This window comes from Phytopseudomonas seleniipraecipitans, from assembly GCF_900102335.1.
In the GTDB taxonomy this organism is placed as follows: Bacteria; Pseudomonadota; Gammaproteobacteria; order Pseudomonadales; family Pseudomonadaceae; genus Aquipseudomonas; species Aquipseudomonas seleniipraecipitans.
Map to the genome: position 1 here is coordinate 24829 of NZ_FNBM01000007.1, position 20969 is coordinate 45797.

A 20969-nucleotide genomic window follows, 5' to 3' on the forward strand; every position below is an offset into this window, starting at 1 on the left:
AGCGGCTATGGGGCAGTGGCTAGTCATTGATCTGGAGGCCACCACCGAGGAAGGTGGCTGGCCCATCGAGCATATGGAGATCATCGAGATCGGCGCCAGCCTGGTAGGCAGCAGCGGTCATGAAATCGACCATTTTCAACGTTTCGTGCGCCCGCTACGCCGCCCCAATCTCACTCGTTTCTGCCGCGAGCTGACGCATATCAGCCAGGCGGATGTCGACTCGGCGCAAGCACTGAGCACCGTATGGCTGCAGTTCGAGCGCTGGATCGAGCCCCATCGACCGCGCCTGCAAGGCTGGTGCAGCTGGGGCGACTACGACCGCCAGCAACTGCTGCAGGATTGGCAGCGCAACGGGCTCGCCAGCCATCTCCAGACGCTGCCCCACGTGAACCTCAAACAGCGGTTCGCCAAAGAACGCCAGCTGGCGCGCCCGGTTGGCCTCAATGCAGCGCTGCAACTGGCGGGTATCGGCTTCAGCGGCCAGCAGCATCGCGCCCTGACCGACGCGCGTAACACCGCGCGCCTGCTACCGCTGGTGATGGGCAAATGAGCGACTTGCGAGACAGGTGACGCCAGGAATCGCCTTGGGCATACTTGCCGGCCATTTATTCCTGCCCCTAACGAGGATGCACATGTTCAAGGTCAATGAGTATTTCGACGGCACCGTCAAATCCATCGCGTTCGGCATGGCAGAAGGCCCGGCCACCATCGGCGTCATGGCCGCAGGCGAATACGAGTTCGGCACCAGCCAGCTGGAAGTCATGCATGTAATCGCTGGCGCACTGACCGTGAAACTGCCAGGCAGCGACAGCTGGGAAACCTTCACCGCCGGTAGCCGTTTCACCGTCCCCGCCAACAGCAAGTTCCAGCTGAAGGTCGAGCAGGACACCGCCTATCTGTGCGAATACCGCTAAGAGATCGCGAGCTGTAACTGCAAGCCCGGCCAAGCGCCGGGCTTTTGCGTGGCAAGGACAGCAAATCGTCGAGCAACCCTGACTGCAGGTTTGACGCGACTGTAGCCTGTGGTTGAGCGCAGCGATACTCAGGACAACTGATCCCCTCAGCGTCGGTCTACAGGGTTAGCCGGCCTAAACGCGCAGCTCCATACCTTCCTTGAGAAAGCGCGGCGCGATATAGCGCTCGAAATGCGCCTCGGAAAGCAGGAAGAACTCTCGATCGATCGCGTCACGCAGGTCGGGCAATTCCCAGTCGCGAAACTCCGGCAGCAGCACGATTCCGTAAGCATCCAGCAGGCTAATCGCCCGGGCGCCGCGAGCCAGCAGTTGATACGCCCAGCAATACGGTGATTGATGCGCCACATAGCGGATCTGCCGTTGCTGCAGCTGTTTGAGCAGGAGTTGCTCATCGAAAACTTCCAACTTGGCGGCCATCACCTGCACCAGAAGTACTTCCAGGCGCAGCCACACCGACTGCTTTTCTTCGTCGCTGTAACCGTTCCAGTTGATCACTTCATGGTGGAAGCGCTTGCAGCCACGGCACACGGTATCGCCGAATACGGTGGAGCACAGGCCGACGCAGGGCGTCTTGATCGGTTGATTGGGCATGCGTTACATCGATACACAAGACTTGAGAGCGCGCATCTTAGCCCTTTGTCTAATACGGATCACCCCAGAGGGTGACGGGTCTTTCGCTTACCTTTGTCGCAGTTTTCCGCTAGAATCAGCGCGCCTTGCGAAAGGCGCCAATGTCCGTTGGAAGCTGTTTTCAAAGCGTCACGAGCACAGTCGATCCTGCAGGTCGATGTTGGCATGGTCATCCCCCGGCCATGCCAGCCCCTCATCAGACCCGTCCTGCCGGCGTAAAACTTTGAAAGCAGCTTCCGGATGGAAGCATTGAAACCATCGCGCACAGCCCATGAGGCTGAGCTGCGGATGTGTTTGATGCATTCCTGCATGCGTCCCGGACACCCTATTTGGGACCAATGATGAGGGTAATAACTGTGCTTGAAGCCTACCGCAAACACGTAGCAGAGCGTGCCGCCCAGGGTATCGTGCCCCAGCCGCTAAACGCCGAACAAACCGCCGGTCTCGTCGACCTGCTGAAGAATCCGCCGGCCGGCGAAGAAGAATTCCTCCTCGACCTGATCACCAACCGCGTGCCGCCAGGCGTCGACGAAGCGGCCTATGTAAAAGCCGGTTTCCTCTCCGCTGTCGCCAAAGGCGAAGCCACCTCCCCGCTGCTCGACAAGAAGCGTGCGACCGAACTGCTCGGCACCATGCAGGGCGGCTATAACATCGCCACCCTGGTCGAGTTGCTCGATGACAGCGAATTGGCCGCCATCGCCGCTGAACAGCTCAAGCACACCCTGCTGATGTTCGACGCGTTCCACGACGTTGCCGAAAAAGCCAAAGCGGGCAATGCCCACGCCCAAGGCGTGCTGCAGTCCTGGGCTGACGGCGAGTGGTTCAAAAAGCGCCCTACTCTGGCCGACAAGATCAGCCTGCGCGTCTTCAAGGTAACCGGCGAAACCAACACCGACGACCTGTCGCCCGCTCCAGATGCCTGGTCGCGCCCGGACATCCCGTTGCACGCCCTGGCCATGCTGAAAATGGCCCGCGAAGGCATCGTGCCTGACGTGCAAGGCTCCATCGGCCCGATGAAGCAGATCGCCCAGATGTATGGCGACGGTTTCCCGGTTGCCTACGTCGGTGACGTGGTCGGTACCGGTTCTTCGCGTAAATCCGCCACCAACTCGGTGCTGTGGTTCTTCGGCGACGACATTCCGTTTGTTCCGAACAAGCGTGCTGGCGGCTTCTGCTTCGGCACCAAGATCGCACCGATCTTCTACAACACCATGGAAGATGCTGGCGCCCTGCCGATCGAGTTTGACGTCTCGAACATCAACATGGGCGACGTGATCGACCTTTACCCGCACCAGGGCAAGGTCTGCAAGCACGATAGCGACGAAGTGATCACCACGTTCGAACTGAAGACTCCGGTACTGCTCGACGAAGTTCGTGCTGGCGGCCGTATTCCGCTGATCGTCGGCCGCGGCCTGACCGAGAAGGCGCGTGCTGAGCTGGGCCTGGGCCCAACCGACCTGTTCAAACTGCCGGAAGCACCGGTCGACACTGGCAAGGGCTTCACCCTGGCCCAGAAGATGGTCGGCAAGGCGTGCGGTCTGCCGGAAGGCAAAGGCGTCCGTCCGGGCACCTATTGCGAACCGAAGATGACCACCGTCGGCTCCCAGGACACCACTGGCCCGATGACCCGCGACGAGCTGAAAGACCTGGCGTGCCTGGGCTTCTCCGCCGACCTGGTGATGCAGTCCTTCTGCCACACCGCCGCCTATCCGAAGCCGATCGACGTCACCACCCACCACACCCTGCCGGATTTCATCCGCACCCGTGGCGGCGTGTCGCTGCGTCCTGGCGACGGCATCATCCACAGCTGGCTGAACCGCATGCTGCTGCCGGATACCGTTGGTACCGGTGGTGACTCGCATACCCGCTTCCCGATCGGCATCTCCTTCCCGGCCGGCTCCGGCCTGGTTGCCTTCGCCGCTGCCACCGGCGTTATGCCGCTGGACATGCCGGAGTCGGTTCTGGTGCGCTTCAAGGGCAAGCTGAACCCAGGCATCACCCTGCGTGACCTGGTACACGCCATCCCTTACTACGGCATCCAGAAAGGTCTGCTGACCGTCGAGAAGAAAGGCAAGATCAACGCCTTCTCGGGCCGCATCCTGGAAATCGAAGGTCTGGACGAGCTGACCGTCGAGCAGGCGTTCGAGCTGTCCGACGCCTCGGCAGAGCGTTCCGCTGCAGGTTGCACCATCAAGCTGCCGGAAAAGGCCATTGCCGAGTACCTGACCTCGAACATCACCCTGCTGCGCTGGATGATCAGCGAAGGCTACGGCGATGCGCGCACCATGGAACGTCGTGCTCAGGCGATGGAAGCCTGGTTGGCCCAGCCGGACCTGCTGTCCGCCGACGCCGATGCCGAATACGCCGAAATCATCGAAATCGACCTGGCCGATATCAAGGAGCCGGTGCTCTGCGCGCCTAACGATCCGGACGACGCGCGTCTGCTGTCGACCGTTCAGGGCGAGAAGATCGATGAAGTGTTCATCGGTTCGTGCATGACCAACATCGGTCACTTCCGCGCGGCCGGTAAGCTGCTGGAGCAAGTCAAAGGCCAGCTGCCGACCCGCCTGTGGCTGTCGCCGCCGACCAAGATGGACGCTCACCAGCTGACCGAAGAAGGCTACTACGGCATCTACGGCAAGGCCGGCGCGCGCATGGAAATGCCGGGCTGCTCGCTGTGCATGGGTAACCAGGCACGCGTCGAGCCGAATTCGACCGTGGTGTCGACCTCGACCCGTAACTTCCCGAACCGCCTGGGTGATGGTGCCAACGTGTACCTGGCTTCTGCCGAGCTGGCCGCTGTCGCGTCCATCCTGGGCAAGCTGCCGACCGTCGAGGAGTACATGGAGTACGCGAAGAACATCGACAGCATGGCTGCCGACGTTTACCGATACCTGAGCTTCGACCAGATCGCCGAGTTCCGCGAGGCTGCGGCCAACGCGAACATCCCGGTGGTTCAGGCTTAAGGCTTCACCCGCGTTAAAAAAACCCCGCTTCGGCGGGGTTTTTTATTGCCTGGCGGATGTTCATTGCACCGACAATCGCTTTCTTCGCTTACCGATCATCCTTCAGTACTTGCTGCAACAGCCTGAAGGCCGCACCTACACGAGGTTCCAACGGCACGTTGCGGTTGGCCAGCAGGACCAGGCCAATCTCTTCATCGGGAAGGAAGGCGACATAACCACCAAAGCCATTGGTCGAGCCGGTCTTGCTGAAGAGTACGCCCTGCTCGGAGATCTCTCTGCTGCTCAAGCGGCTGGCCGGCTGACTTTCGAGGGCCAAGGCCGGTGCGTTGCCGGCTAACAGCCGCTCGCGGGAAACCGGCCAGGGATAGCGTTCCCAGATCATCGCCTGGGTGAACTCGGATGTTCGAGTGACGCCCTGATGCGTCGCTTGTATCGCGGCGGAAAGCTGTTCAGGCACCGCGACGGCGCCCAGGTTGATATCGATGAAGCGCAGCATGTCGCCAATGTTCGACTTCAAGCCGTAGGCTTCGGCATCGAGCATGCCCGGGTTGACCCGGATTGCTGCGTTGGTCTCACGCGCATAGCCATAGGCATAGTGCTTCATCTGCGGAGCAGGCACGTCGACGTAAGTATGCTGAAGCGCCAGTGGCTGCAGCACGTTGTCGTCAAGTGCCTGGGCATAGGGCTGCCCGAATGCCTGGGCCGAGATCCGCCCAAGCATGCCGATACTGACGTTGGAGTAAGCGCGCTCATGGCCACGGCCGGCCACCGGCTGCCATTGTTTCAGCCAGACCATCAGGCTGGCGTCGTCTTTGGCCACATCCGGCGGCTGCAATGGCAGGCCGCTGCTGTGGTGGGTGGCCAGGTCCATGAGGCTCAACGCGCCGAAGGGACGCTTACCCAGTTCGGGGATGTGCTTCGCCACCGGGTCATCGAGCGACAACAGCGAACGCTGCTGCGCGAGTGCCGCCAGGGTAACGTTGAAGGTCTTGCTCAGCGAACCCACCTCGAACAACGTGTCGGAGTCGACCGCGATGGCTGCTGCCCGGTCCGCCATACCCTGGGTGTACACATAATGCTTGCCCTGCCAGGTCACGCCGACAGCCAGACCCGGAACGTCGTACTTTTCCATCAGTGGCTTGAACACCTCAGCAGCACGGGCCTGAAACGCCTGCTCGGACATGGCAACGGCAGGCAGCGACAGGGCCAGGCTGGCGGTGAGCAGGCCCGTGGCGATATATCGGTGATTCATCTCGATGACGGCTCTCTGTTTATTGTGATGTGACGCCGATTCGCGTGCCCGAGGGTCAGCATCGGTGTTCGAGTTGTGGTCAAGAATATCGTTTCATGCCGGCCACGAGCGACTGTGCAGCACGCGAGATTGTTTCTGCTGGGGCTCTCGACAAAGCCTTCCACTGAGATTATTGTCCGGCCAGGCCACCGCAGTGGCCTACGTCGCTCGGACGGTTCCGGGCGCTTACGTTGTTCGAGGAAAGCATGGCTGACCAAGCTCCGCGCCGCTTTGCGCGCATCGATCGTCTCCCCCCTTACGTTTTCAACATCACCGCTGAATTGAAGATGGCCGCTCGCCGCCGTGGCGAGGACATCATCGACCTGAGCATGGGCAACCCCGATGGCGCGACGCCGCCGCATATCGTGGAAAAGCTGGTGCAGGTCGCTCAGCGTGAAGACACCCATGGCTACTCCACCTCCCGTGGTATCCCGCGCCTGCGCCGGGCGATCTCGCGCTGGTACCAGGATCGCTATCAGGTCGACATCGACCCGGAAAGCGAAGCCATCGTCACTATCGGTTCCAAGGAAGGCCTGGCGCATCTGATGCTGGCCACCCTGGATCATGGCGATACCGTGCTGGTGCCCAACCCCAGCTACCCGATTCATATCTACGGTGCAGTGATCGCCGGCGCCCAGGTGCGTTCGGTGCCGCTGGTGCCTGGGGTGGACTTCTTCATCGAGCTGGAGCGGGCGATCCGCGAGAGCATTCCCAAGCCGAAGATGATGATTCTGGGCTTCCCGTCCAACCCCACCGCGCAGTGCGTGGAGCTGGATTTCTTCGAGCGCGTGGTGGCCCTGGCCAAGCAGTACAACGTACTGGTTATCCATGACCTGGCCTACGCCGACATCGTCTATGACGGCTGGAAAGCCCCGTCGATCATGCAGGTACCGGGCGCCAAGGACATCGCCGTGGAGTTCTTCACCCTGTCTAAGAGCTACAACATGGCCGGCTGGCGAATCGGCTTCATGGTCGGCAACCCGGAGCTGGTCAACGCCCTGGGAAGGATCAAGAGCTATCACGACTACGGCACCTTCACCCCGCTGCAGGTGGCGGCCATCGCGGCGCTGGAAGGCGACCAGCAGTGCGTGCGCGACATCGCCGAGCAGTACCGCCAGCGCCGCAACGTACTGGTCAAGGGCCTGCACGAGCTGGGCTGGATGGTCGAGAACCCCAAGGCTTCGATGTACGTGTGGGCGAAGATCCCCGACGCCTACGCGCACCTCGGTTCCCTGGAATTCGCCAAGAAGCAGCTCGCCGAAGCCAAGGTCTGCGTGTCGCCGGGCATCGGCTTCGGTGATTACGGTGACGACCACGTGCGCTTCGCGCTGATCGAAAACCAGGACCGTATCCGCCAGGCCGTGCGTGGCATAAAGGCCATGTTCCGGGCCGACGGATTGATCGAGGCGACCCCCGCCAAGGCCCCGCGCAAGGCAGCCGACGCGCCCTGAATGAGCGGGCGTGGCACGCGTTTGCGCGCCACGCCCCGTCCCGACGAACATCTGGTTTATGATCCGCGCTCTGCATCCGTCACGATGAGCGCCATGAACGACCTCGGCAATTACCCCTACGTCCGCCAACTGGCCATCCAGTCGCTGTTCGAGATTTTCGAGCAATCCAGCGAAGGCACCATCATCGTCGACCGTGATGCGCGCATCGTGTGGATCAACGAGCGTTACGCCCAGCGTTTTGGCCTCGGGCATGCCAGCGAAGCCATCGGCAGACCCTGCGAAAGCGTGATTCCCGGCAGCCTGCTGCGTGACGTTGTGAAAAGCGGCCGGCCGATCCTGCTGGACATGATGGACACCCCCCGCGAGCCTCTGGTGGTCATGCGCCTGCCCATCCAGGACGATGCTGGCCAGGTGATTGGCGCCATTGGCTTCGCGCTGTTCGACGAGTTGCAGTCGCTGTCGCCGCTACTGGCCCGCTACCAGGCGATGCAGCAGGAACTGGCCTCGACGCGCTCGCAACTCAAGTCCCGTCAGGCCAAGTACAGCTTCGCCCATTTCATCGGCACCAGCGCCCGCAGCCTGGAGGTCAAACGTCTGGCCCGGCGCAGCGCCACCAGCGACTCGGCGGTGTTGCTGCTGGGCGAGACCGGCACCGGCAAGGAGTTGCTGGCCCATGCCATTCACAATGCGTCGCCACGGGCCAGCAAACCCTTCGTCAGCCTGAACACCGCGGCTATTCCCGAGACGCTGCTCGAAGCGGAGTTCTTCGGCACCGCGCCGGGCGCATTTACCGGTGCCGACCGTAAGGGGCGCGCCGGCAAGTTGCAGATCGCCCACGGTGGCACGTTGTTTCTCGACGAAATCGGCGACATGCCATTGCCGCTGCAGAGCAAGCTGCTGCGAGTGCTGCAGGAGAAAGAGTTCGAGCCGGTGGGCTCCAACGAGGTGCTGCGCAGCGATATACGGCTTATCGCCGCCACCTCCATAGACCTGGAGGCAGCGGTGCGCAAAGGCGCCTTCCGCGCCGACCTGTATTACCGCCTCAACGTGCTGACCATCGCCGTACCACCATTGCGCGAACGTTTGGAGGATCTGCCGGCGCTCTGCGAAGCGATCTTCGATGCACTGCAGGGGCGCCACGAACTGCACCCCGATGCCATGGCGCTGCTCGCTCGGCATGCCTGGCCCGGCAACGTCCGCGAGCTGCACAATGTGCTGGAGCGCGCCTGCCTGCTCAGCGATGAAATATTGCTCGACCGCGCTGCGGTAGCGGCGGCAATCGGTACGCTGCAGGCATTACCTGAAACAGACACGACGGCCGCAGATGAGGGTCAGATCGAAGACTTTCACCAGGCACGTGCGCAGTTCGAGCGGGAGCTGATCCGCAAGGCATTGGCCACCACCGCAGGCGATGTGCCTCAGGCGGCGAAACGCCTGGGGCTGGGCCGCTCCACCCTGTATCGGAAGATGCTCGAACTTGGCCTCTCGTCCTTATTTCGGGACTAATCCCATTTCAGGGACAACGCCATGCAGCGCGCCTGGCAAGCGCCAGGCGTTGCGTTCGTCCCTTAAACGGGACAAAAACCACGCAGCGGCATGAGATTAAAAATAAAGTTCTTATAATTCATAGGCTTATAAATCTGGCATAAAACTCGCTATGTGTCAGTCGCGGGCCCACCCGCCGCCGACAACAAAAACAAAAGCGCCCACAGCGCCTGTGCGAGTTAATCCGAAGGCCACGGCAGCCTCTCGATTCGCCGTGCTGCAGGGTCAGGAGATCGTCGATGAGTGTCATCATCGCCCTCGCTGCACTGGCTCTACTGATGCTCGCCGCCTACCGTGGCTACAGCGTCATCCTCTTCGCTCCCATCGCCGCCCTCGGTGCGGTGCTGCTCACCGACCCCAGCGCCGTGGCGCCCGCCTTCACCGGGGTGTTCATGGAAAAGATGGTGGGCTTCATCAAGCTGTATTTTCCGGTGTTCCTGCTCGGTGCCGTATTCGGCAAACTGATCGAGCTGTCCGGGTTCTCGCGTTCCATCGTGGCGGCCGCCATCCGCGTATTCGGCACCGGCCAGGCGATGCTGGTGATCGTGCTGGTCTGCGCCCTGCTCACCTACGGCGGCGTATCGCTGTTCGTGGTGGTGTTCGCGGTCTACCCGTTCGCGGCCGAGATGTTCCGCCAGAGCAACATTCCCAAGCGACTGATTCCGGCGACCATCGCCCTCGGCGCGTTCAGCTTCACCATGGACGCACTGCCCGGCACGCCGCAAATCCAGAACATCATCCCCACCACCTTCTTCAACACCACCGCCTGGGCCGCGCCCTGGCTGGGGCTGATCGGCAGCCTGTTCGTGCTCGGTGTCGGCATGCTTTATCTGCGCCGGCAGTTGGGCAAAGCGCTGCGGGCTGGCGAGGGTTATGGCACCGAACTGCGTAACGAGCCGGAAACCCCGGACGACATCAAGCTGCCCAGCCCCTTGCTGGCCGTAGCGCCGCTGATTCTGGTAGGCGTGGCAAATCTGCTGTTCACCCACTGGATTCCCGAGTTCTACGGCAAGACCCACAGCCTGCAATTAGCCGGCATGGCGGCGCCACTGCAGACCGACGTCAGCAAACTGACCGCCATTTGGGCAGTGCAGGCTGCCCTGCTGCTAGGGATTCTGTTGGTACTAATTAGCGCCTTCGGGGTCATTCGCGAAAAGCTCGCCGAGGGCACCAAGGCAGCGGTCGGTGGCTCGCTGCTGGCGGCGATGAATACCGCGTCGGAATACGGTTTCGGGGCGGTGATCGCGTCGCTGCCAGGCTTCCTGATCCTCGCGGATGCGCTCAAGGGCATCCCCAATCCGCTGGTCAACGAGGCCGTGACCGTCACTCTGCTCGCCGGCATCACCGGCTCGGCGTCGGGTGGTATGAGCATCGCGCTGGCGGCTATGTCCGACAGTTTCATCGCCGCCGCCAACGCCGCCAATATCCCGCTGGAAGTCATGCACCGCGTCGCCTCCATGGCCAGCGGCGGCATGGACACCCTGCCCCACAACGGCGCGGTGATCACCCTGCTGGCCGTGACCGGGCTGACGCACCGCGAAGCCTACAAGGACATTTTCGGCATCACCATTATCAAGACCGTCGCGGTGTTTTTCGTCATCGGCGTCTTTTACACCACCGGCATCGTTTAGTTTTCGTGACAGGTGCGCCTCGCTGCACACCCAAGGAGTTGTTATGAACCTCAAAGGCAAGACCGCACTGGTCACCGGTTCCACCAGCGGCATCGGCCTGGGCATCGCGCTGGTGCTGGCCGAAGCTGGCGCCGACCTGCTGCTCAATGGCTTCGGCGACGCCCAGGCGGCCATCGACGCGGTGGCGGTGTCTGGCGGCAAGGTGCTTCACCATCCCGCGGACATGAGCGATCCGCAGCAGATCGAAGCGATGATCGCCTACGCCGAGCGCGAGTTCGGTACCATCGACATTCTGGTCAACAACGCCGGCATCCAGCACGTTTCGCCAGTGGAGGATTTCGCTCCGGAGCGCTGGGACGCGATCATCGCCATCAATCTGTCCTCGGCCTTTCACACCACCCGCCTGGCGTTGCCCGGCATGCGCCAGCGCAACTGGGGGCGCATCATCAATATCGCCTCGGCCCATGGCCTGGCGGCGTCGCCCGGCAAGAGCGCCTACGTGGCGGCCAAGCACGGGCTGATCGGCCTGAGCAAGTCCGTGGCGCTGGAAACCGCCACAACGGGCATCACCTGTAACGCCATCTGCCCCGGCTGGGTACTGACGCCCCTGGTGCAAGCGCAGATCGATGCCCGCGCGGCCGAAAGCGGCGACAGTGAAGCCGAACGGCTTAACCTGCTGGCTGAAAAGCAGCCGTCGCTGGAGTTCGTCACGCCCCACCAGCTCGGCGAGCTGGCCTTGTTTCTGTGCAGCGATGCAGCGGCCCAGGTACGCGGCGCGGCCTGGAACATGGATGGCGGCTGGCTGGCACAATAGACGCAAACCGGCAGGGCTCAACGGCCTTGCCCACGAATAAAAAAGTAGTGAGGTAACCCAATGCAGCAACCGCTCTGGACGCCCACGGCCGAACGCATCAGCGCTACACGCATGGATGCCTTCCGCCGCTTCGTGAACTGCCGCCACGGCCTGGATCTGGCCGACTACGCGGCGCTGCACGCCTGGAGCGTGAGCGAGCGCGAAGCGTTCTGGCAGGCCATCGCCGAGGTCTTCGACATTCGCTTCAGCCAACAACCGCGGGCGGTGCTCGAAGAAGGCGCGGCCATGCCCAGCGCTCACTGGTTTCCGGGCGCTACGCTGAATTTTGCTGAACACCTGCTTCGCCGTCGTGACGAGCACCCTGCTATCGTCGCGGTAGCCGAAGACGGCAGCCGTGAACAGCTCAGCTACGCGCAACTGGCAGCGCACGTAGCCGGCCTGCAGCGCAGCCTGCAGGAAGCGGGCGTGGGGATTGGCGACCGAGTCGCGGCGTTCATGCCCAACACGTGGCAGACCCTGGTCGGCATGCTCGCCACCGCCAGCCTGGGCGCGACCTGGTCGAGCTGCTCACCGGATTTCGGCACTCAGGGCGTGATCGACCGTTTCGGCCAGATCGAACCCAAGGTGCTGATCGCCTGTGCGGGTTATCGCTATGCGGGCAAGAACCTCGACCTGACCGGCAAGCTCAACGACATTCTCTCGCACCTGCCAACGCTGCAGCAGCTGGTCGTGGTGCCTTACGCCAACACCGGCTGCAAGGCCGGCGACTTCCAGACCCAGGCCAGGGTCGAGTGCTGGGACGACTTCTACTGCGCCGAGGGCGAGCCACAGTTCACGGCAGTGCCGTTCGAACACCCGCTGTACATTCTCTACTCCAGCGGCACCACTGGCGTGCCCAAGTGCATCGTCCATGGCGCCGGCGGCACGCTGCTGCAACACGTCAAGGAGCTGGGGCTGCACAGCGATGTGGGCGATGAAGACACGCTGTTCTACTACACCACCTGCGGCTGGATGATGTGGAACTGGCTGGTCTCCGGCCTGGCCCTGGGCGCCACCCTGGTGTTGTACGACGGCTCGCCCTTCCACCCCGAGCCCACGCGGCTGATTGATCTGATCGATGCCGAGGACATCAGCGTGTTCGGCACCAGCGCCAAATTCATCGCGGCCCTGGAAAAGGCCGGCGCCAAGCCACGCGAAACCCACCGACTGACGCGGCTCAAGGCCATTCTTTCCACCGGCTCGCCGCTGGCCCACGAGAGCTTCGATTACGTGTACCGCGACATCAAGGCCGATGTCTGCCTGTCGTCGATCTCCGGTGGCACCGATATCGTCTCGTGTTTCGCGCTCGGCAACCCGGTGTCACCCGTGTACCGCGGCGAAATCCAGTGCAAGGGCCTGGGCATGGACGTCCAAGTCTGGAGTGACGACGGCCAGTCGGTGGTCGGCGAAAAAGGTGAGCTGGTGTGCGCCAGGCATTTCACCTCGATGCCCGTGGGCTTCTGGAACGACGTTGATGGCGAGAAGTTTCGCAGCGCCTACTTCGACACCTTTCCCGGCATCTGGGCGCATGGCGACTACGCCGAAGAAACGCGCCACGGCGGGCTCATCATCCACGGCCGCTCAGACGCCGTTCTCAACCCCGGAGGCGTGCGCATCGGCACCGCCGAAATCTATCGTCAGGTAGAGAAGATCGAACAGGTGCTGGAGTCCATCGCCATCGGCCAGCAATGGGACGGTGATGTGCGCGTGGTCCTGTTTGTGCGTCTGCGCGATGGCGTGCGGCTTGATGACGCGTTGCAGAAGCAGATCTGCCAGGTGATCCGCGCCAACACCACGCCGCGCCACGTGCCGGCACGGATCGTCGCGGTGGCGGATATTCCGCGCACCATCAGCGGCAAGATCGTCGAACTGGCAGTACGCAATGTGGTGCACGGCCAACCGGTGAAGAATACCGACGCCCTGGCCAACCCGCAGGCGCTGGAACTCTATCGCGACCTGCCGCAACTGCGAGAGTGAAGGCCGTTATCGCCCGGCCCACAAGGCCGGGCGAGAACCCACCAACAGCCTGAATCAGGCAACGGATCAGTCGCGCCCTACGGCGGCGCTGCAGACTCGAACGCCTCATGCCGCCTGCCAATGATTCACAGATTTCCTGCCCAGCAGCTCCTATACTCGCGATATATCGCCAAGGAATGCTCGCTTTGCGCCTTATCGCCTGCCTGTTGTCAGTGCTGCTGCCCTGCTCGTCATATGCCGGGCCGCGCGATATCCAGCTTTATATGCCGGATGCCCCGCCATTGGCCTTGCACGGCGACAATGGCCACGGCATTACCGGCGATATCGCCGTCATGGCGCTGCAGCGGGCGGGCTATAACGCCGTGGTGGTCAATGCCCCCTGGGCACGTGCGCAAAAACGCACCCAGGAATCGCAAGACATCATGATCGTGCCGCTCTCGCGTACACCGGAACGGGAAGCACACTTCACCTGGGTGGCCAATATCCAACCCCTGCACCGCGCCTTCTTTACCCTCGACAACCCGGTCGCCAGCCTCGAAGAAGCGCGCCAGCGCTATCGCCTGGTTGCTGTCGGTCTGGGCTCCGCGCAGGAAGAAATTCTCAGGCGCAGCGGTTTCCGGGACGATCAGCTGTATGCGCTGAAGCTCGGTGACCAGCCGATCCAGCTGGTCAGGCGCGGCCGCGTGGATGCCTGGTTCACCACTGAGCTGGAAGGCCGCCACCTCTGGGATGCCGGCCCCGACCTGGCGATGAGTACACTGCTGGCGCCGCTGGACATGTATATCGCCTGTTCGCTGCAGTGCGATCCGCAACTGGTCAAAGCCGTCCACGACGCCCTTGAACACATGCGCAAAGACGGCAGCCTGCAACGCATCAGCGAACGTTACGTGCCGGCGCCGTAGATCCTGCGATTGTCGCACCGCGACTTTTCTGCTGGACTGTCATGCCGTCTGCTGGAGAATCCGCATGCCCCATTATCAGGAACTGGTCGCCATCGGAGAGCCCTTCGAGGCTTTCGTCAGCCGCGGCCTGCCCACCGAAATTGCCGCTGTGCACAGCGCGCGAGCGCAGCTGGACGCCGCAGAGAATGTGAGCGCCAACACACGGCGCCGGCTGGCGGCAGTACAAGGCCGTTACCACCTGTTAGCGGCTGCGGAGATGTGGTGCCCGGATTGCCAGCTGAACCTGACGGCGATGGATCACCTGCAACGCACGCAACCCAAGGTGACCTTGGCGATCATCTCCAAAGGCCGGGCCGAGCACGACCTGAGTGACCAGCTGAAGCTGGAGCGCATCCCGATTCCACTGGTTCTGGTACTGGATGAGCGCTTCGAGCTGATCGGCCGTTTCGTCGAGCAGCCTCAGGCGGTCATCACCGGCGGCGAGGCGATCAAGCCCGACTACCGTGCCGGGCGTTACCTGCACAGCACCCTGGATGATCTGCTGGCAATCATCGAAGCGCACGAGCAGCCTGCACGCCCCTGATTGCCACGCAAGCGGCAACAGCCAGCCCGAGCCGACAGCCTGGTCACGCCGATCGCGGCATAAATACTGGCACACTATGCGCCCGACTAACTGAAGGAACCTGCCATGGCAAAGGCAATGGCCCGCCATATCCTGGTCAAGACCGAAGCGGAAGCTGCCGGCCTGAAGAAGCGCATCGCTGCCGGCGAGGCGTTCGATGTGCTGGCACGCAAGCACTCTACCTGCCCGTCCGGAAAGAAAGGCGGCGACCTGGGCGAAGTGCGGCCTGGGCAGATGGTGCGCGCCATCGACCAGGTGATATTCAAGAAAGCGCTGCGCGAGGTGCATGGTCCGGTGAAGAGTCAATTCGGTTATCACCTGGTTCAGGTGTTCTTCCGCGACTGACGTCACCGTCTATGCATAGTAAAAATGGTCTAGCCGAGCTGACGCACGGTGGGGTGTCAGATGCCAGCCCAGTTGGCAGGATGAAAGCCACAGACGTACAGGAGATGATTGATGACTTTTGGCCCATTGGTCACCAGCGAATGGCTTGCCCGCGAAGGCAATGCCGCTGATGTGGTGGTGTTCGACGCCAGCACTTACCTCCCCAACGAGGCGAAGCGCGGCCGCGACGAGTACCTCAAGGCGCATATCCCTGGTGCGCGCTTCTTCGATATCGATGCCTTTTCCGACCCGGATACGCCGCTGCCGCACACCGTGCCGTCCCAGGGCCGTTTCGCCCGGTTGATTGCTGCCGAGGGCGTCGACAACCACTGCCGCGTTGTGGTCTATGACCAGAAGGGCCTGTTCTCCGCGGCCCGCGCCTGGTGGCTGTTTCGCTATTTTGGCCACCAACACGTGGCAGTCCTCGATGGCGGGCTGCCAAAATGGCTCGCCGAAGGTCGCCCAAGCGAAAGAGGCGAACCTGCCGTCGCGACCGGGCGTACCTTCACCACCAACGTGCATACCCGCAGGCTCAGAGGTCTGGGTGACGTACTGGAAGCCATCGACCGGGAAGACTCGCTGATACTCGATGCCCGCGCAGCCAACCGCTTCGACGGCAGCACCGCGGAAGCGCGGCCGGGCGTGGTCTCGGGGCACATTCCCGGTAGCCGCAACTTGCCGTACAGCAAGCTGTTGCGCAACGACCACACCCTGCAATCCCCTGACACCTTACGCACGTTGTTTGCCGAGGCTGGGGTCGACGGCAAGAAGACCGTGATCACCAGTTGCGGCAGCGGTGTGACCGCAGCCGTATTGCTGCTCGGCCTGGAGGTAGCGGGCTTGCCTGAAGCCGCGCTGTATGACGGCTCCTGGACCGAATGGGGCGGCCGTGCGGATACCCCCAAGGCGACTGGAATCATCTGACCAATCTGCTTTGCCTGATTCCGACCGGTTTCGTGACTCCGGCTTTCAATTGGCCGGCAGCCATGTGCAGCGAAATGGCTCCGCCCCCCCGGCCGCGGCGGCGCCCAGCTGAGACGCCGCGGCTTGGCGTCGGCTCGAATGCTGGACTAGAGTCAGACGACATGACCAAGGAACCCACGGAATGGCAAGCAAAAGTGATCTGATAAGAGCCTTGAAGATTTATCGGGAAAGAACCGATGACGCCATGGCCGAGCGAGATCGGCAAATCGAGCTGATCAGAGCACAGCTGGACGAGCTGTTCAGAATGCTCCATGTCGACATCTCCAATGTGGGTGGCGTGGAACTGATTCGAATCTACGACCAGTACAGCTTTGACGGCGCGATCATCGAGCTGGAATCGCTGAAGATCGATCTGGCAGGCAACACGGTGATCTTCAAACCTGACATCGTCGATTCGACACTGCAGATAATCCTCAGCGACCTTTCTCCTGAGCATCCCACCCTGACCCTTCGTAAAGAGCACGGTCAGTGGATTGTGTTTTCATCAGCCGATGCATTCCTGTCCCAATTCACCTCTGACTTTTTTATCGACCACCTCGTTGAACTGGTGAATCGCTCGTAGCGCCTGATGCTCGCTGCTAGCGTCGAAACAGCCGCTCACCGCGAGGCCTTGCTCTTTGGCTCGCAACGATTCACGACCCATCATGCATCCCGGCGATCGCCTTCAACAAGTAAACGGCACAGGCTTGCAGACGAATTACCTGCAGCATCCGCGCTGTCATCCCTTGAAACCGCTGGGTATTCGCTAGCGTCCTCCGTACAATGCGCGCCACATAGACGCAACCATGCCTCATGGCAGGATGGCTCTGGCATTGTCGCCAGGCAGTTGAGCCACTCCGTACCGCTCTTGCTGACTCGCTATGCCCGACGGATTGATGGCGAAGGCGACTGGGCAAATGAGCAAAGCAATTGCCATAACTGCCCAAAAGACTAAACCCACCCTTTGAAACATGCGAGATAGACAGCTTTGATTTCCACCGCAAATATCACGATGCAGTTCGGTGCCAAGCCGCTGTTCGAGAACGTGTCCGTAAAGTTCAACAACGGCAACCGCTACGGCCTGATCGGCGCCAATGGCTGCGGCAAGTCGACGTTCATGAAAATCCTCGGCGGTGATCTCGAGCCATCCGGTGGCCAGGTCATGCTGGAGCCGAACGTGCGCCTCGGCAAACTGCGCCAAGATCAGTTCGCCTACGAGCAATTCAACGTGATCGACACCGTGATCATGGGTCACGAAGAGCTGTGGAAGGTCAAGGCAGAGCGCGACCGCATCTACTCGCTGCCGGAAATGAGCGAAGAAGACGGCATGAAAGTCGGTGAGCTCGAGGGCGAGTTCGCCGAGATGGACGGCTATACCGCCGAATCTCGCGCCGGCGAGCTGCTGCTCGGCCTCGGCATTCCGCTGGAACAGCACTTTGGCCCGATGAGCGAAGTCGCCCCTGGCTGGAAGCTTCGCGTGCTACTGGCTCAGGCGCTGTTCTCAGATCCGGACGTGCTGCTGCTCGATGAGCCGACCAACCACCTGGACATCAACACCATCCGCTGGCTGGAAACGATCCTCACGGCGCGTAACAGCACCATGATCATCATTTCCCACGACCGTCACTTCCTCAACTCGGTCTGCACCCACATGGCCGACCTGGATTACGGCGAGCTGCGCCTGTTCCCGGGTAACTACGACGAATACATGACCGCGGCGACCCAGTCGCGCGAACAGCTGCTGTCGGATAACGCCAAAAAGAAGGCGCAGATTTCCGAGCTGCAAAACTTCGTCAGCCGCTTCTCGGCCAACGCCTCGAAAGCCAAGCAGGCCACTAGCCGTGCCAAGCAGATCGACAAGATCCAGCTGGCCGAGGTCAAGCCGTCGAGTCGGGTCAGCCCGTTCATCCGCTTCGAGCAGACCAAGAAGCTGCACCGTCAGGCCGTGACCATCGAGCAGATGTCCAAGGGTTTCGACGGCAAGCCACTGTTCAAGAACTTCAGTTTCACCGTCGAAGCCGGCGAGCGCGTTGCGATCATCGGCCCCAACGGCATCGGCAAGACCACCCTGCTGCGTACCCTGGTCGGCGAGCTGACGCCGGACGCCGGTGCGGTGAAATGGACGGAAAGCGCCGAGGTGGGTTACTACGCCCAGGATCATGCCCACGACTTTGAAGACGATGTGACCCTGTTCGACTGGATGGGCCAGTGGACCACCGGCGAGCAGGTGATCCGTGGCACCCTCGGCCGCATGCTGTTTTCCAACGACGAGATCCTCAAGTCGGTCAAGGTGATCTCCGGTGGTGAGCAAGGCCGCATGCTGTTCGGCAAGCTGATCCTGCAGAAGCCCAACGTGCTGGTGATGGACGAACCGACCAACCACCTGGACATGGAATCCATCGAAGCGCTCAACCTGGCGCTGGAAAACTATCCGGGCACACTGGTCTTCGTCAGCCATGACCGCGAGTTCGTCGGCTCCCTGGCCACCCGCATCATCGAGCTGTCGGACAACGGCGTTACCGACTTCAGCGGCACCTATGACGACTACCTGCGCAGCCAGGGCATCATCGTCTGATCGCCTGAACCGGCACGACCAGAAGCCCCGTCATCTACTGGATGACGGGGCTTTTTCGTGTAGATGGTTTTTTGATGGTTATCGCCGCTTCGCTCCTCGACCTACGCGGCCAGACCCGAGCTAACGCCCCGTAGCCTGGGTTGAGCATCGCGATACCAAGGAAATCTCCCCGGGTGTCGCTGCGCTCGACCCTGGCTAGGAAATTGCAGACAGCATGGCACCACACGACAGATACAAAAACGCCGCTCGATTGAGCGGCGTTTTGCATTGCAGCTAGCGGATCAAGCAGAAAGCTCGACCAGCAGCTTATTCAGGCGCTGCACGTAGGCGGCTGGATCTTTCAGGCTGTCGCCTGCAGCCAGCGCGGCCTGGTCGAAGAGGATGTGCGACAAGTCGCCAAAACGGTCTTCGTCCGGCTCGGCATCCAGCTTCTCGATCAGCGGGTGGTTCGGATTGAATTCAAAGATCGGCTTCGAATCCGGTACCTTCTGGCCGCTGGCTTCGAGGATCTGGCGCATCTGCAGGCCCAGGTCCTGTTCGCCGATGGCCAGAATGGCCGGCGAGTCGGTCAGACGATGGGAGACACGCACCTCGGCAACCTGCTCGCCCAACGCACTCTTCAAGCGCTCGACCAACCCTTCCTTGCTCTTGGCAACTTCTTCCTGAGCCTTCTTGTCCTCTTCCGAGTCCAGCGAGCCCAGATCCAGGTCACCGCGGGCCACGTCAACGAAGGTCTTGCCGTCGAATTCGGTGAGGTAGCTCATCAGCCACTCGTCGATGCGATCGGTGAGCAGCAGTACTTCGATGCCTTTCTTGCGGAAGACTTCCAGGTGCGGGCTGTTCTTGACCTGCGCGTAGGACTCACCGGTGAGGAAATAGACCTTGTCCTGACCGTCCTTGAGACGACTGATGTAGTCGCCCAAAGAAACCACCTGCTCACCCTCGCCTTCGGCAGTCGACGCGAAGCGCAGCAGACCGGCGATCTTTTCCTTGTTGGCGAAATCTTCTGCCGGGCCTTCCTTGAGTACCTGGCCGAAGTTCTTCCAGAACGCCTTGTACTGCTCAGGCTCGTTCTTCGCCAGCTTCTCCAGCATGTCGAGCACACGCTTGGTGAGCGCCGATTTCATGGAGTCGATCACCGGATCTTTCTGCAGGATTTCGCGGGAGACGTTCAGCGACAGGTCGTTCGAATCCACCACACCCTTGATGAAGCGCAGGTACAGGGGCAGGAACTCGTCGGCCTGGTCCATGATGAACACGCGCTGCACATACAGCTTCAGACCACGCGGCGCCTCACGCTGATACAGGTCGAACGGTGCACGACCTGGCACATACAGCAGCGAGGTGTATTCCAGCTTGCCTTCGACCTTGTTGTGGCTCCAGCTCAGCGGGTTGTCGTAATCATGGGAGACGTGTTTGTAGAATTCCTGGTACTGCTCGTCGGTGACCTCGGTACGCGGACGCGTCCACAGGGCGCTGGCGCGGTTGACCACTTCCCACTCGGGTTCTGCCGGCTTGTCCTTCTCTTCGCCGTGAAACTCCTTCGGCAGTTCGATGGGCAGGCCGATGTGGTCAGAGTATTTCTTGATGACGTTGCGCAGGCGCCAGCCATCGGCAAACTCTTCTTCGCCGCTCTTCAGATGCAGAACGATGCGAGTACCGCGCTCAGCTTTCTCGACATTGGCGATTTCGAAGTCGCCCTCGCCCTTGGAAGACCAGTGCACGCCTTCGCCAGCCGACAAGCCGGCACGGCGAGTGAAGACTTCAACCTGATCAGCGACGATGAATGCCGAGTAGAAGCCCACGCCGAACTGACCGATCAGGCTCGAGTCCTTCTTCTGGTCACCGGAGAGGTTCTTCAGGAAGTCGGCGGTGCCGGACTTGGCGATAGTGCCGAGGTGCGCGATGGTTTCTTCGCGGCTCATGCCGATGCCGTTGTCTTCGAGGGTGACGGTCTTGGCGTCTTTGTCAAAAGTCACACGGATCTTCAGCTCAGCGCCGCCCTCAAGCAGCTCGGGCTTGGCCAGCGCCTCGAAACGCAGCTTGTCGACGGCGTCGGAGGCGTTGGAGATCAACTCGCGCAGGAAGATTTCCTTATTGGAATACAGCGAGTGAATCATGAGGTGCAGCAGCTGCTTTACCTCGGTCTGGAAGCCCAGGGTTTCTTTTTGAGTTTCCACACTCATGGTCATCTAACTCCACATT

Annotated in this window: 17 protein-coding genes; 14 read left to right on the forward strand and 3 right to left on the reverse strand. The window is 61.5% G+C overall.

Translation table 11 applies throughout. The annotated features are described in order from the left end of the window. Positions 1-7: 7 nt before the first annotated feature. On the forward strand, positions 8-550 hold the full coding sequence (locus tag BLS60_RS15090) for a 3'-5' exonuclease (RefSeq protein ID WP_092369564.1): 543 nt from the start codon (positions 8-10) through the stop codon (positions 548-550). 82 nt (positions 551-632) lie between these two features. Further along, positions 633-914 (forward strand): pyrimidine/purine nucleoside phosphorylase, encoded by a 282-nt coding sequence (gene ppnP, locus BLS60_RS15095; protein ID WP_070883149.1) that lies wholly within the window; start codon positions 633-635, stop codon positions 912-914. A gap of 174 nt (positions 915-1088) precedes the next feature. Here ppnP and BLS60_RS15100 read toward each other — a convergent pair whose 3' ends face one another. Further along, on the reverse strand, positions 1089-1565 hold the full coding sequence (locus BLS60_RS15100) for a DUF1289 domain-containing protein (protein WP_092369567.1): 477 nt from the start codon (positions 1563-1565) through the stop codon (positions 1089-1091). 395 nt (positions 1566-1960) lie between these two features. On the opposite strand from BLS60_RS15100, the gene acnB reads away from it, so the two are divergent. Continuing rightward, positions 1961-4570 (forward strand): bifunctional aconitate hydratase 2/2-methylisocitrate dehydratase, encoded by a 2610-nt coding sequence (gene acnB / locus BLS60_RS15105; RefSeq protein ID WP_070883147.1) that lies wholly within the window; start codon positions 1961-1963, stop codon positions 4568-4570. 88 nt (positions 4571-4658) lie between these two features. Here acnB and ampC read toward each other — a convergent pair whose 3' ends face one another. Then, positions 4659-5822 (reverse strand): class C beta-lactamase, encoded by a 1164-nt coding sequence (gene ampC / locus BLS60_RS15110; RefSeq protein WP_092369570.1) that lies wholly within the window; start codon positions 5820-5822, stop codon positions 4659-4661. A gap of 245 nt (positions 5823-6067) precedes the next feature. Here ampC and alaC point away from each other — a divergent pair, with 245 nt between their 5' ends. The 11 genes from alaC (at position 6068) to BLS60_RS15165 (ending at position 18764) form a co-directional block, all read left to right on the forward strand. Then, positions 6068-7312 carry an alanine transaminase gene (alaC, locus tag BLS60_RS15115; protein WP_092369573.1) on the forward strand — a complete coding sequence of 415 codons (1245 nt, stop codon included), beginning with the start codon at positions 6068-6070 and terminating at the stop codon, positions 7310-7312. 93 nt (positions 7313-7405) lie between these two features. Then, on the forward strand, positions 7406-8818 hold the full coding sequence (locus tag BLS60_RS15120; protein ID WP_420848476.1) for a sigma-54 interaction domain-containing protein: 1413 nt from the start codon (positions 7406-7408) through the stop codon (positions 8816-8818). Positions 8819-9096: 278 nt separating this feature from the next. Next, complete coding sequence (locus BLS60_RS15125; protein ID WP_092369576.1) at positions 9097-10488, forward strand: GntP family permease; 1392 nt, start codon at positions 9097-9099, stop codon at positions 10486-10488. A gap of 43 nt (positions 10489-10531) precedes the next feature. After that, positions 10532-11302: a 3-hydroxybutyrate dehydrogenase gene (locus BLS60_RS15130; protein ID WP_092369579.1), complete on the forward strand. Its 771-nt coding sequence runs from the start codon at positions 10532-10534 to the stop codon at positions 11300-11302. 60 nt (positions 11303-11362) lie between these two features. After that, positions 11363-13318 (forward strand): acetoacetate--CoA ligase, encoded by a 1956-nt coding sequence (locus BLS60_RS15135; RefSeq protein WP_092369582.1) that lies wholly within the window; start codon positions 11363-11365, stop codon positions 13316-13318. A 185-nt stretch (positions 13319-13503) separates the two neighbouring features. After that, a complete protein-coding gene (locus BLS60_RS15140; RefSeq protein WP_244153419.1) occupies positions 13504-14220 on the forward strand; it encodes a substrate-binding periplasmic protein in 717 nt (238 codons plus the stop codon). Positions 14221-14284: 64 nt separating this feature from the next. After that, positions 14285-14803 (forward strand): thioredoxin family protein, encoded by a 519-nt coding sequence (locus BLS60_RS15145; RefSeq protein ID WP_092369589.1) that lies wholly within the window; start codon positions 14285-14287, stop codon positions 14801-14803. Between the two features lie 105 nt (positions 14804-14908). After that, positions 14909-15187, forward strand: a complete 279-nt coding sequence (locus tag BLS60_RS15150; protein ID WP_070883138.1) for a peptidylprolyl isomerase — start codon at positions 14909-14911, stop codon at positions 15185-15187. 111 nt (positions 15188-15298) lie between these two features. Then, complete coding sequence (sseA, locus tag BLS60_RS15155; protein ID WP_092369592.1) at positions 15299-16150, forward strand: 3-mercaptopyruvate sulfurtransferase; 852 nt, start codon at positions 15299-15301, stop codon at positions 16148-16150. A 181-nt stretch (positions 16151-16331) separates the two neighbouring features. Further along, on the forward strand, positions 16332-16772 hold the full coding sequence (locus BLS60_RS15160; RefSeq protein WP_092369595.1) for a hypothetical protein: 441 nt from the start codon (positions 16332-16334) through the stop codon (positions 16770-16772). Between the two features lie 405 nt (positions 16773-17177). Further along, positions 17178-18764, forward strand: a complete 1587-nt coding sequence (locus BLS60_RS15165; protein ID WP_070883135.1) for an ABC-F family ATPase — start codon at positions 17178-17180, stop codon at positions 18762-18764. 281 nt (positions 18765-19045) lie between these two features. On the opposite strand, the gene htpG is transcribed toward BLS60_RS15165, so the two are convergent. Beyond that, positions 19046-20950, reverse strand: coding sequence for a molecular chaperone HtpG (gene htpG / locus BLS60_RS15170; RefSeq protein WP_070883199.1), 1905 nt, complete (start codon positions 20948-20950; stop codon positions 19046-19048). Between the last annotated feature and the right edge of the window lie 19 nt (positions 20951-20969).